The sequence below is a fragment of the Lysinibacillus halotolerans genome, from assembly GCF_003711845.1.
Taxonomy (GTDB): domain Bacteria; phylum Bacillota; class Bacilli; order Bacillales_A; family Planococcaceae; genus Ureibacillus; species Ureibacillus halotolerans.
In genome coordinates this window covers 1-12,691 of record NZ_RHLQ01000018.1, presented here as the reverse complement: position 1 = coordinate 12,691, position 12,691 = coordinate 1, and the positions used below count along the sequence as shown (strand labels likewise).

At 32.1% G+C, this 12,691-nt stretch carries 13 protein-coding genes and 1 riboswitch; all 13 genes read right to left on the bottom strand.

Annotated features, from left to right (window positions below; all coding sequences use genetic code 11):
- Positions 1-92: 92 nt before the first annotated feature.
- Positions 93-653: an energy-coupled thiamine transporter ThiT gene (thiT, locus tag EC501_RS08820; RefSeq protein WP_122971920.1), complete on the bottom strand. Its 561-nt coding sequence runs from the start codon at positions 651-653 to the stop codon at positions 93-95.
- 137 nt (positions 654-790) lie between these two features.
- Positions 791-898: riboswitch (TPP riboswitch) on the bottom strand.
- Positions 899-1,005: 107 nt separating this feature from the next.
- Positions 1,006-1,725: a hypothetical protein gene (locus tag EC501_RS08815; protein ID WP_122971919.1), complete on the bottom strand. Its 720-nt coding sequence runs from the start codon at positions 1,723-1,725 to the stop codon at positions 1,006-1,008.
- Between the two features lie 58 nt (positions 1,726-1,783).
- The gene (locus tag EC501_RS08810) at positions 1,784-2,494 is read right to left on the bottom strand and encodes a hypothetical protein (protein ID WP_122971918.1); all 711 of its coding nucleotides are present in this window, start codon (positions 2,492-2,494) and stop codon (positions 1,784-1,786) included.
- Between the two features lie 20 nt (positions 2,495-2,514).
- On the bottom strand, positions 2,515-3,231 hold the full coding sequence (locus EC501_RS08805) for a hypothetical protein (RefSeq protein WP_122971917.1): 717 nt from the start codon (positions 3,229-3,231) through the stop codon (positions 2,515-2,517).
- Positions 3,232-3,251: 20 nt separating this feature from the next.
- Complete coding sequence (locus tag EC501_RS08800; protein ID WP_148037816.1) at positions 3,252-3,932, bottom strand: hypothetical protein; 681 nt, start codon at positions 3,930-3,932, stop codon at positions 3,252-3,254.
- A gap of 63 nt (positions 3,933-3,995) precedes the next feature.
- Positions 3,996-4,145, bottom strand: a complete 150-nt coding sequence (locus EC501_RS18390) for a hypothetical protein (RefSeq protein ID WP_158599694.1) — start codon at positions 4,143-4,145, stop codon at positions 3,996-3,998.
- 55 nt (positions 4,146-4,200) lie between these two features.
- Positions 4,201-4,725 (bottom strand): hypothetical protein, encoded by a 525-nt coding sequence (locus EC501_RS08790; protein ID WP_122971914.1) that lies wholly within the window; start codon positions 4,723-4,725, stop codon positions 4,201-4,203.
- Between the two features lie 326 nt (positions 4,726-5,051).
- A complete protein-coding gene (locus tag EC501_RS08785) occupies positions 5,052-5,765 on the bottom strand; it encodes a hypothetical protein (protein WP_122971913.1) in 714 nt (237 codons plus the stop codon).
- A 39-nt stretch (positions 5,766-5,804) separates the two neighbouring features.
- Positions 5,805-6,560 carry a hypothetical protein gene (locus tag EC501_RS08780; protein ID WP_122971912.1) on the bottom strand — a complete coding sequence of 252 codons (756 nt, stop codon included), beginning with the start codon at positions 6,558-6,560 and terminating at the stop codon, positions 5,805-5,807.
- 55 nt (positions 6,561-6,615) lie between these two features.
- A complete protein-coding gene (locus EC501_RS08775; RefSeq protein WP_122971911.1) occupies positions 6,616-7,356 on the bottom strand; it encodes a hypothetical protein in 741 nt (246 codons plus the stop codon).
- Complete coding sequence (locus EC501_RS08770; RefSeq protein ID WP_122971910.1) at positions 7,349-8,092, bottom strand: hypothetical protein; 744 nt, start codon at positions 8,090-8,092, stop codon at positions 7,349-7,351. The genes EC501_RS08775 and EC501_RS08770 overlap by 8 nt, the downstream gene beginning before the upstream one ends.
- Positions 8,093-8,286: 194 nt before the next feature.
- A complete protein-coding gene (locus EC501_RS08765; RefSeq protein ID WP_122971909.1) occupies positions 8,287-11,361 on the bottom strand; it encodes an AAA family ATPase in 3,075 nt (1,024 codons plus the stop codon).
- Positions 11,358-12,530, bottom strand: a complete 1,173-nt coding sequence (locus tag EC501_RS08760; RefSeq protein WP_122971908.1) for an exonuclease SbcCD subunit D — start codon at positions 12,528-12,530, stop codon at positions 11,358-11,360. Before EC501_RS08760 ends, EC501_RS08765 begins: the two co-directional genes overlap by 4 nt.
- Positions 12,531-12,691 lie beyond the last annotated feature (161 nt).

Below are 12,691 nucleotides of genomic sequence, written 5' to 3'. Positions count from 1 at the left end.
GAACTTTCATTGTTTCTATTTAAACAACTAAAAAACCAAGAATACCGTATCGATTCTTGGTTCTTCTTTATCATATTATAGAATTTATTTTATTAAGAATTGGCTTTTAGTAATCTAGGAGAAGCCGTAAAGATTAGTACACCAACGATCGCAGTTAAAATAATCGCTGGAATCATATAAGATCCGTTATAAACGATTGTGTACACCCAGACGTTTTGATCTCCTGCATACTCTGCAAAGAAAATCGCACCAGCAATGGTATGTGCTGCGTAACGCAACAATCCACCAACAACTGTTCCAAAAACAATGTATAATCCCATTCTTTTTTTATTTAAATTCGTAGCAGCATCGACGATTTGCTTGCGGAATATACCTGCAAATCCGACTACTGAAAAGGCAACAATATAGTCTAGTAACCCTTGAGCCCAGTGAAGGATATAGCCACCAAGAAGGATTTGGATAAGACCGATTAATAGTCCAGTGATTATTCCAGCAGATAATCCCCAACGAATAGCGATTAAAAGAATCGGAACCATCACAAAACTAATAGAGCCACCTTGTGCCCATAACGAAAACGATAATTTGTCTAACACAACACCAATTCCCGCGAAAATAGCAATTTCAACGAGCATTAATAATCTTTTATTGTTCATAACAACTCTCCTCTCTTTTATTCCGATGTAGAACATTGAGAAGGAATAGAAATCTTCGCCCATTATTATTTGGAAACAATGCCCCTTTACTCCAAATAAAAATGGCGTCAGGACAGAGCCTAAACGCCATGAATGGAGTCGGTTTCTATCCACATCCCTTCGCAAGTACTAACTTACAGGTTCAAAGAGTTAGTGCAATAAGTGCACAATCTCAGCTGACTTCATCAGCTCCCCTTGTGGTAAATACATCATTTTTTATTGTTAGAACACATTTATTGTATCAAAGTATATGATTTTTTCAACTAGGTTATTAAGATAAAGATATGTGTCTTAAAAAAGAAAAGGAGAATGTCTATTTATACGATGTTTTCATCTTTGAAACAGATATATCGGAAAAACCTTGTTCATCAAAAGTAAATTTGTACTCTTCTAACAATGGATAATTTTTAAAAAAGGACGGGGTAAAAGAAGAAATCTTAATAAACTCTTCCTTACATTTTTCATACTCTTCTTCTGACAAAACATATACATAAAGTGTGTAATTTGTGTTCATCGATTGTGAATAAAGTTTATTTAAAGTTGCCTCAATTATTTTTTCGTTTAAATTCGAATTTTGCTTTATTATCATATCCGTAACTAATTGTTTTGGTTTACTTCCGCTAATGTATTCGCCCAACTCTATATTGGGATCTGTCACATCAAAATCGACATTTGAAACATCTTGTACTACTGTAAAGCTCTCAGAGTCAATTCCTGCCTTCATTAACTCTCCTTTGGCAATTTCATTTATTTTATTACTAATTACTCTTGCAATAAAATTATCACCACTTAATTCTCCGTTTTTTTCTAAGAAAGCACGAAAATGAATATTTTCATTATCTTTTGGATGAACAATTGTTGTGGTAGTATCCGCTTCAGCTCTGATGGATGAAACTTCAAACTCCATTCCGTATTTTTCATTTAAAAGTTTTTCTACTGTCTGTGCTTGATTTTCATTCATTACATTACAACATGTTAAACTAAATAGGCTCACTCCTAAAATGATGGTCATTAGTAATTTTTTATTTTTCATTGTTCCCCACTCTCATTTCTTCTCTTCAAGATGCGGCGACAAAGCTGTGTAACATCTACTACTCAATAGTCCCCTCTTCAATTTCTCCATTTTTTGAAATGGTAAACTCTAAACTTTTTATCGGTAACTCTGATTCTAAAATTTCATTTAATGTATGATTTTTAACAAAATCTTCAACTTTAGCTTGCTCCTTTATTTGCACAAACTCCACCATGATTGGTTTACTTTTTAATCTCTCTAAAACACTATTAATTTTGCTTTTATTTTCAAATGAGAGAGTGCTATCGAAAACATACAATTTAATCAAGAAATATTTACTATTATAATAATCTTCAAAGTCTTCAATACCGTCTTTGTATTCTTTTATACTTTGTGTTAATAATTTTATTTTTGTATTCGCATTTGGTAAGTATTCTCGTACAATTTCGTTCATATATTCGGAACCTGGTTCCACTAAGTCTAAAGTGAAGTAATCATCGGTAAACTCCATTTCTTCATCTTTCTCACCATCTTTTATATGCACATTGAAGTTTGCATCGTATTTACTTGAATAAACTACCAAATCATTATACTGTGCCATCAAACTTGCAGATTGAAAGGATACCAGTTCAAAATCATCATCATATTTACTTAAATAATCAAGGGCTTTATTTTTTAATGCTTCAACTGCTTCTTCTTTTGAAACACTTTCTTCTTTCCCGTTCTCAATGCAACCGCCTATTCCTATTATTAAAGAAATCATTAATAGTATCATTAACATTCTTTTCATAAAAATAACTCCAATCGGAACTATGTATGATTCTCTATAGTCCCCTCTTCAATTTCTCCATTTTTCTTGATAGAATAATCTAAACTTTTTAGTGGGAGATCTGATGTTAATAATTCATTTAAACTGTGATTCTTTACGTAATTTTCTAAATCCCCCTCTGCTCTTGTTTGTACAAATATGATTCTCATTGTTTTATTATTTTGTCTCATTTCCTCTAATAAACGATTCATTTTAGTTTTATCTTCGAAAGAGAGTGTACTGTCAAAAACATATAGTGAAATTAAAAATTGATCACTATTATAGTAGTCTTCAAAATTATCAATTCCCTCTTTATACGCTTTTAAAGTTAAGTTTAATAACTCTATTTTTGTAACAGCATTAGGAAAGAACTTTTTAACGATAGTATTCATATATTCCGAACCAGCTTGCTCTAAATCTAAAAGAAAATAGTTATCGTTAAATTTGTCCTCATTGGTCTCATCAATATAGACTTTGAAATTCGTATTGTATTTTTTTGAATGCACAACTAAAGTATGATAATGTTCCATTACATTTTTCAATGTAAAAGATACCGGTTCAAATTCATCATCATATTTACTTAAATAGTCCATGGCTTCATTTTTTAATGCTTCAACTTCTGTTTCTTTAGAAACACTTTCTTCTTTCTCTTTCCCAATACAACCACCTATACCTATTACTAAACAAATGGTTAGTATGATACAAAATTTTTTTCTCATATTTAATTTTTCCTTTTATCCTACTTATTCTTGTTTGATGTGTAATCTTTAAAACCATCTTTATCGATATAAAGTCTATATTCATTCAAAATCTTATAATCTTTTAAATTAGATTTATCAAAGAAAGATAAGCTACTAGGCTTTTCCAAAAAGCTTTCGTAATCCTTATCCGAAATTAAAAAAACGTTCATATAATATACTATTTCTGGGATTTCGCTGTGAATCTTTTCCATAATAAGCTGAAATGAAGTAGATGTAATTGTCGAATTCTCTTTTACAATAACTGAAGTTGTAATATATCTAGGAGAATATTTTTCAACATATTCAGCTAGCGTGATATCAAGATTTGTTTCTTCTTTATCATTAGCACTAAGATAAAACATATTAGTAGAAGTCTGTAATTCGACTCCATCCATTTCACCTTTTATTTCTTCATTTATATTCTCACTAATAATTCGTCCAATATAATCGTCTTTTAATTCACCCTCTTTTGTTGTAATCGCATTAAAATGGAGTGTTTCGTCATTTTGGGGGTAAACATATGTTTGAACCGTGCCGCTTCCACCTCTACGGGATCTTCCTCCAATTGAGGACACTTCAAATTTAATACCATATTTATCCTCAAGCGATGATTCAATCTTGTTAGACGTTGTTTCATTTAATGAGCTGCATCCACATAGAGCCAAGAGTGTAGCTACCATCACAACACTATCTAAAAACAATATTTTGTTTTCATTTCCAACCTACTCTCGCATAACTTTTAATTAATTTCCCCGATTTAACATGTTGTTTATAGCTTCGTCCGAATCGACGAAACCATCTTTTGTTAACTCAACAAAAACTTTACTATCATAGTCATAACCTTCTAAATCAGAGGGATCTATATTTGCCACATTCTTTAACGTTTTATTCACTTTTGTATATTCATCATCATTAAATATCCAATAAGTTGCGGAAATAGAAGGGCCATTAAACTGATTGTAAGTTTGTTGTACAATCTTTTTTAATTTTTCTGCTGTAATACCTATCACCATTTTTCATGACAATTTCAACGAAAATATAGTCCGTTTTCGATTTTTCAATATATTCATCGATTGTCATATCTGTTGTAATATCAAAGGATTGTTCAGTATAACTATTAATCCATGAAGAAGCATCTAATCCTTGATCTTCAATCACTTTATTAAAAACCGATGCAAATTTATTCATTAAAAGCATCTCAGGGTAATTTTCAATAATGTTTTTTGATTTGTCCATAATGGCTGTAAATAGAATGTCAGATTCTAATGCTTTCACATACGTCGTTACCGTATCATTACTTTTCGTCCCCCACCGCTCCCCTAAATATTGAACTTCAAAGGATTCATTGTACTTTTCGGATAACTTTTCCTCAATGATTTTAGCTGTTTTTTCATTTACATCACTACATCCTAATAGACTTAAAATAGAGAGTGTGATTAATAATCTACCTATCCTTTTTAAATCGAATTTCATTCATAAACCTACCTTTACCTTTGTGTTAACCCCAATTTACTCCACAAGTTCAAATTGCTTATAAATATAATGGTACCAGATTCTTCCTAAAATTAACAAAAGGCGATGGATATACATCGCCTTTTTCTTTTTGCTATAAATTTATGATTATTTATATTCTTTGTTAAGTTTTTTATTCTTAGAATCTCTATTTCTCGTTGATTAAGAAAATGAGCCTATTTTTACTTTACGACGATTGATGTTTACTATAGCCCTCTTTTCATTTTTCAACTTGTAAAATTTCCGGCATTGCTGCTATAAACTCTGAGATAAAGGAAATAGTCCCATTATTCTCTATTATTATGAAAACCTTCTTGGTCATATACTAACTTGTATTCATCGATGCTTTCAAAATCATTTAAGGCTGAACTACCAAATGATGACAAACTTATGAACTTTTTCACTAATTTGTCATATGATTCTTCAGGATAAACATTAATATTCATATTAAATTTAGTATTCGCTGTATATTCAAAAATTGTTTTTAAAGCCGATTCAAAAGACAAAGGATCCATATTTTCTGACTCTTTCACAATGGTATAACAAATAAAATATTCTGTACCTACTTGTTCGACATAGTCAGCTATTTCAATATTAGGGTCTGTAATGTCTACTGATAGATATTTATCATTGGTTAAAATAAAGCTTTCCGATTCAACACCAATTTTATTTAATTCTTCTTTAAGCACTTTATTTATTTTTGAACTAATTAATCTTGCCATAAAGTTATCTACTACACTTTCACCATCTTTTTTCAAAAAAACATTAAAGTTGATATTCTTGTTATTTAAAGGATTGGCTATCGCTTCTAATTTAAAGGATTCACCATTACCATATCTATTACCAATGGCGGATACTTCGAACTCGATTCCATACCTTTCTTCTAGAAGTTCTTCAACTGTTTGGGCTTGATTTTCATCAACTGCATTGCAACCGAATAAACTAAGCATGAAAATTCCTATAACGACACTTCCTAGTAATCTCTTTATTTTCACTTTCATTTTCTAACCTACTTTCGTACTGTAACCACTTCGTCACCATTACTCCTCGGAATTAGAAATTTTCTCTACCGGTGTAGTTATAATTTTTTTTGATGAATCAATCATAAAGGTTTGTGAAGCAACAATAGCTTCTAATTTCAATAATGATTGGAGTGTATTAGTTGGAACCATTTCACTTATATCTGTAGAGGTTGATACAATTCTTACAGCTCCTAATACGTCATGATTATTTAGCTCTAGCACAACCTCTTTAAATAATCCATTATTTCTCTCATAATCTATGTTTTCTAAAAAAATATAGCTATTTATACCAACCCATCCTGAATTTAAATAATCTTGAAAGGTCTTAATTTCTCCTTTATAATCAATGGATTGATCAAGAAAGGCAACTTTTACACTTGCATTTGGTAATTTAGATTGAATTAAGGAGTATATATATTCAGAAGCTTCATTTGACATATCTAACTGAAAATAATCATCTTCAAAAGTAAATTCTTTTCCCTCTTCATAAATGTATACTTGAAAATTTTCATCATATTTCGATGAGTGAACTACAATAGTATGAAAGGGTTGTATTATACCTTTTAAAGTAAAATTTTCCACTGTAAAAGTGTCATCATATTTTTCCAAATAACTTAATGTTTGTTCTTTTAGCAACTCTGCTTTTCCCTTTAATTCACTGTTTTCTTCATCATTTTTTTCAAAATGTTTTTCAGAGCTAAGGTTCGAATCTGCACAACCACTTACTCCAATAGCTAAACAAATAATCAAAAATAGTATATTAATTTTCTCCATATTATAGTTATGACTCCTATTCTTTTAACACAATCCTAATGGCGTTCTACAACTGTTAAAGATTCTCTTTATACAATCGACTTTTAAATTCTTCGAAAGTTAAATTTGTTTCATCAATTAATCTGGTATAAGTAGTTAGACTTTTGTCGTATTCATACCATTTCATTTGCGTTCCAAGATACTCATATTTATCCAGGTATTCAGAAGTTTTATTTATATCTCCATCAGAACCGACAGTAATTATGTTGCTTGTAAAATTATACGCGTTTAATTTACTATATAATTTATAAATTTCCTCTATGTCTATAGACTCTAAAGGTTCATCAATATAAATAAATGTATTTGTTGAATTAAGTTTAGAAATATAATTAGCAAAATTCCCCTTGAAGTCTTCTATATCTACATCATTCCACTCATGTATTGCCCCACTAACATAAAACCGGCTTTCCGTTATAAAACTTAAATTCTCGATCTCTAATTCTTTTTTAAATAAGTAAGACGCTAACATATTACGATAATTATCTTGATATTCTCCTTTTTTTCCTAAAAACTCTGTTACTAAGATAGTAAGACCAAGATCATTCTTAGCAATTAATACATTTTGATTTGCAAAATCGTTCAATCCCTCTTCACCTGGTATATACTCAATTGCTTCGAAAGTTTCATTATATTTCGTATTGATATAATTTAACATGGCCTCTACGTTTTGGGCGTTTTCCTCATCGCTGGTTTGCATACATCCGCTTATTCCGATTATTAAACAAATCGTTAGTAAAAGTTTTAATACATTATTCATTTTTTCCCTCATACAATCGATTTTTAAATTCTTCGAAAGTTAAATTTGTTTCTTGAAGTAATCTCATATACTTATTAAGACTTTCGTCATATTCATTCCATCTCTTAAGTTTCCCAAGATAACGATACTTTTCAAGGTATTCTGATGATTTATTAATATCACCCTCAAATCCTATACTAAACGTGTTTATTTCAAAATTATAAGTATTTATTTTAGAATATAAGTTGTAAATTTCTTCTAAGTCAACGGACTCTATAGGTTCATTAATATAGATAAAGGCGTTTATCGAATTTAAACTCGGAATATAATGAGTGAAATTATTCTTTAAGTCATTCACATCCACTTCATCCGTATCTTGTATATACCCACTTACATAGAATTTACTATTAGTTATATAGCTTAAATCCTCAATTCTTAATTCTTTTTTAAATAGGTAAGATGCTAACATATTTCGATAATTATCTTGGTATTCTCCTTTTTTTCCCAAAAACTCTGTTACTAATATTGTAATACCTAGATCATTTTCTGCGATTAATGTATTTTGATTCTTGAAATCATTAAGTCCTTTTTCTCCTGGGATGTACTCAACCTCTTTGAAGCTTTCATTGTATTTCGTATTGATATAATTTAACATAGCCTCTACGTTTTGGGCGTTTTCCTCATCGCTGGTTTGCATACATCCGCCTACTAAAATCACAAAACATATTGTCAAAATAAGCATAAATATTTTTTTCATTGAATTTTAAACTCCCACTGTATGTTCAATTCTTATACTAAATCATACCATATTCTTCCTAAATTTAACAAAAGGCGATGGATTTACCATCGCCTTTTTCTTTTTGCTATAAATTTATTATTATTTATATTCTTTGTTAAGTTTTTTATTCTTAGAATCTCTATTTCTCATTGAATAAGAAAATGAGCCTATTTTTACTTTACGACGATCGATGTTTTACTATAGCCCTCTTTTAATTTTTCAACTTGTAAAATTGCCGGCATTGCTGCTTTTAACTCAGAAACATGTGAAATGACCCCAATCATTCTTCCTGATTTTTGGAGATCGATTAATGTATCAATGGCCTTCATAAGCGATTCTTCGTCAAGGGAACCGAATCCTTCATCGATAAACATCGTATCGATTTTTACATTGCCTTGGAAACTTTGAATAACATCCGCCATTCCTAAAGCAAGACATAAAGAAGCATTGAATTTCTCTCCTCCTGAAAGGGATTTTACATCCCTTGATTGCCCAGTATACGTATCATACACATCTAAGCTTAAACCACTTTGGCGTCCATGGGATTCTTGACGGTCTGAACATTGTAAGTAATATTGACCATTGGACAAATTTTTCAATCGAATGTTAGCTGCTTCTGTAATTTGTTCCAAATACCCCATTTGAACGTAGCGTTCAAAAGATATTTTTTTACTATTTTGACCGCGCAACAAATTATATAAGTTAATAATTTGATTCGACTTTTCTTCTAATTGGAAAATTTGGTCCGCTACATGATCAAGTTTTTCTGAAAAATCAATCGCATGTCGCTCACAATCCTTCGAAGTATTTAACCTTTGCAATGCTTTTTCATATTCATCCTTTAAGCTTTGGACTTCCGCTTCTGCTATTGTTAAGTCAACCTTTTGTTTTCCCTCTAATTCAATACTTTCTTCTTTTACTTGTGTAGATATGGAGTGTAGTTCATTAGAAAACTCCATAAACAATTGATATAAACTTTGTATTTCGTCATCCGTTCGTAAAGCTGATTCAAATTGTTTATAGTTATCGAATCCTGCAACAGCCATCGATTGTTTAAATTGCTCTTTGGCATGCTTTAACTTTTCTTCTAAATGCTCAATATTTTTAGTCGTTTGTTTTACTCCTTCTTCAGTTGTCGCAACAAACTTTTCCACTTCTAATAAATGCTTTTGGACCTTTTCCCATTGTGCCAATAAAGCATTTTTTTGAAATTCCGTTTCCTGGATTACCTGCTGTAATTGACTCAACTCTTGTAAATGAGGAGGAATCGACTTTTGTTGTTCCGAAAGGACAATATTTTCTTTTAAAAGCTGTTCATTTTTTTGTCTGAAAGTTTCTTCCGTTTGTTTTCGTATGCGCTCTAATTGTTCATAGTTTTCTTTCATTTGTTTTAATTGTTTTTTATATTGAGCTAGTTTATCCATTCCTAATTTTACTTGTTGCACGTTTTCATTTACCGCACTCAATTGTTGAATGAAAGTGTCTTCATTATCAATCGAAGCTTTTAATCGTCCTAGTTCTAGTTCATATTTTTTTACTTGCTCCTGCAATGTATTATAATTCGCTTCAATCGAATATTTCCGTTGTTCTACACTAGCTAATAAAGACTTCCTATTTCTTAATGAATTTTCATCCACTGCTTCCTCGTGATTCAAATTTACTTGCTGATGGTCGGTACTACCACAAACAGGACAAGGTGTTCCAGGTATTAAGTTTGTAGCAAGAAGGGCAGCTTGGTTACTTAACCATTTCTTCTCTTCCAATTCATAATCTTTTCGAGCCGCATTATATTCCTCAACAATCTTTTCATATTGCTCTTTGAATTGATTTGCCTTAACCACTAACTCTTTGTAACGGGCGAACGTATTCACGACTTCTCGCAAATACACTTGCTGCTCAAGAAGCTCGTTTAAATTTCCCGTTTTTTCTTCTAATTGTTCAACTAAACCATTTATGCGAGCCATTTGCTCCTTTTCAGTGGCTAATTGTTTGTCCACCTTTTCGAAGATCGTTTTTGCACCTTGTACTTCCGTTTCCAAAGTATGGACGATTTGATTTTGTTTTTCAATTTGTTCATAAAGGGGCACAAGCTTTTGAAGTTCATTTACTTTTTGGGTTAATGCATCCCTTTCTGATTGTTTTAAAGATTCCCGTTCATAAGCATTTTGGGCATCCGTTAAATCTCTTTTTGCCTGTTCCAACCGCTGCATCATTTCTGAAAGAATCTGTTGCTGCTTCACTTTGTCCTGATATAAAGCATGGCATTGTTGATTTAAAGGTTGAATTTTACCCGCGGAAATGGCCGCTTCATATTCTTTTTTCTTTTGTTCATAAAGGGGTTTCTGTTGCTCTAATTGCTGTAATGTCAGCTTCTTCTTTTCGTAGGAATCAATTCGATCATTTAAAGCTTTAGCAGCCAAAAAATGATTGTACTTTTCGTGATGATTCTCAACCGCTTGCTCATAGTTTTTTTGATCATCTTTTATTTTTTGTTGATAATATTGAATTTCCTCAACTAGAGCATCCTGGATTTGATAGATATTTGAATTTTGGTCTAATACAGTAAAGAGAGTGGAATCCCTTCTTGGAAGTGCCCCAGCAATTTGAGCTACGTAACTATTTTTCAAAGTTCGCGCTCTATCTAACTCTTGGTCGGCCAATTTCTTCTTTTCTTCTAACTTTTGCGTCATCTCGCCGTATCGATTTGTTTTAAAAATTTTACGCAAGATTGCTTCTTTATTATCCGATTGGGAGGTTAATAGTTTACGAAATTCCCCTTGAGGCAACATGACAATTTGACTGAATTGGTCGTAGGTTAAGCCGATAATATTTTCTATTTTGTCATTAATATCCGTTACCTTTTGACGTTCCACAGCTGGTATTTCTTGTCCATTTACAATTTCAAACAGCTCATATTTTTCACCAGTAGCGGTTTTCCGCCCCTCTTTCACATGAGGAAGTTGTCGTAGTATACGATAAATTTTTCCATGGATTTCAAAAATGAGTTCTACCGCAGTATGTACATTATCTTCTGCAAAGTCACTACGTAACATTTTCGTGTCTTTCCGGTCCTGGCCACTACCAAAGCCATATAAAGCAAAACAGATTCCATCAAAAATAGTCGTTTTCCCTGCACCTGTCGAACCTGAAATGACAAATAAACGGTTATCTTGTAGCTCAGTGAAGTCAATTACTTCTTCATTTTTATATGGACCAAATGCTCTCAATGTTAATTTAATTGGCTTCATTTCACGACCACCTCTTTTGTTTCCCGTTCTTCTTCGAGCATTTCTTGTAAAACTTCCTCAAATAGTTGCTGAGCAATTTCGGATGGTTCTTCTCCTAGAATTTCTTGATGAAATGCTTTAAATAAACTAAGCTCATCCATTTGTTCCCTGCGAATGGCTTCTCCTTGTTCTGATGACTCTAATCTTGGTAAAGTTTTACGTTCCACATGCATGGCATTTGGGTAAACCGTTCGAATTTGTTCCATTGCCCCTACCACTGGAGTTAGATCGGTCAATCGAACAAATACATAGTCTTCACTGATTGGATGTTTTAATATTTCTTGAATGGATCCTTCAACGATTCGTAAATCCCTTCTTGGACGGAAAGGACGCTTTTCGACTGACACTTGTCCGTCAGCATCCAATTCAACGATTAAATAACCTTTTTCATGATTGGCTTCCGATGCCGAATATTTTAAAGGTGATCCAGCATAACGAATCGTTTCATTTAAGACATAGTGGGCTTTATGTAGGTGACCAAGGGCTGTGTAGTGAAAAGGTTTAAAATGTTCTGCACTGACGCATTCGGAACCACCTATCGCTAAAGGCCGTTCGGAATCGCTTGTATTGTCTTCTTGATCTCCATAAGGTGTTACAAAGGCATGTGCAATAAATACATGCCGTTTTAATTTATCCATTTTTTTCTCAATGGACTCAATGACCTTTTTCATCGCATCATCATAATTACTAATATTGTTATCTTCAAAAATATGTTTCACTAAAGAAGGCTCAGCAAAAGGAACTAAATGAAAATGGACTTCTCCAAACTCATCATTCAATACAATCGGTTGTAAATTGGACGATAATTCCCCAACAATATGTAAACCAGCCTCACTCATTAACTTACTTCCAAACTGCAAACGTGTTGGGCTATCATGATTTCCTGCGATACTTAATACAGGTACTTTTCGTTTCAATACAATTTCAGCTAATAGTTCATCTAATAAATCAACTGCTTCAACTGGAGGTAATGCCCGGTCATATAAATCACCGGCAATAATGATCGCATCGGGTTGTTCTTCATCAATTGCTTGTAAAAATTGCTCCAATACATAACGTTGATCGTCCGTCATGTAAATCCCTTGTACAAGCTTTCCTAAATGCCAATCTGCGGTATGAAATATTTTCATAATTGTCGTACCTCCATTCATCTTTTCACCATTTTATTTTGGTTCTAAGTCAAATGTTGGGGTGAGCATTTAGCTCACTCCTAATTTATGCGACCCGAACATCTATATTTTTATATTGATGGTGTAATAACACCTTTAATCTGAATCGATCAAATCGTTTA

What these genes read in the sequence shown, in the direction of transcription:
- thiT (WP_122971920.1), bottom strand. Translation starts at nt 653, where the DNA reads ATGAACAATAAAAGATTATTAATGCTCGTTGAAATTGCTATTTTCGCG.
- EC501_RS08815 (WP_122971919.1), bottom strand. Translation starts at nt 1,725, where the DNA reads ATGAAAAATAAAAAATTACTAATGACCATCATTTTAGGAGTGAGCCTA.
- EC501_RS08810 (WP_122971918.1), bottom strand. Translation starts at nt 2,494, where the DNA reads ATGAAAAGAATGTTAATGATACTATTAATGATTTCTTTAATAATAGGA.
- EC501_RS08805 (WP_122971917.1), bottom strand. Translation starts at nt 3,231, where the DNA reads ATGAGAAAAAAATTTTGTATCATACTAACCATTTGTTTAGTAATAGGT.
- EC501_RS08800 (WP_148037816.1), bottom strand. Translation starts at nt 3,932, where the DNA reads ATGGTAGCTACACTCTTGGCTCTATGTGGATGCAGCTCATTAAATGAA.
- EC501_RS08790 (WP_122971914.1), bottom strand. Translation starts at nt 4,725, where the DNA reads ATGAAATTCGATTTAAAAAGGATAGGTAGATTATTAATCACACTCTCT.
- EC501_RS08785 (WP_122971913.1), bottom strand. Translation starts at nt 5,765, where the DNA reads ATGAAAGTGAAAATAAAGAGATTACTAGGAAGTGTCGTTATAGGAATT.
- EC501_RS08780 (WP_122971912.1), bottom strand. Translation starts at nt 6,560, where the DNA reads ATGGAGAAAATTAATATACTATTTTTGATTATTTGTTTAGCTATTGGA.
- EC501_RS08775 (WP_122971911.1), bottom strand. Translation starts at nt 7,356, where the DNA reads ATGAATAATGTATTAAAACTTTTACTAACGATTTGTTTAATAATCGGA.
- EC501_RS08770 (WP_122971910.1), bottom strand. Translation starts at nt 8,092, where the DNA reads ATGAAAAAAATATTTATGCTTATTTTGACAATATGTTTTGTGATTTTA.
- EC501_RS08765 (WP_122971909.1), bottom strand. Translation starts at nt 11,361, where the DNA reads ATGAAGCCAATTAAATTAACATTGAGAGCATTTGGTCCATATAAAAAT.
- EC501_RS08760 (WP_122971908.1), bottom strand. Translation starts at nt 12,530, where the DNA reads ATGAAAATATTTCATACCGCAGATTGGCATTTAGGAAAGCTTGTACAA.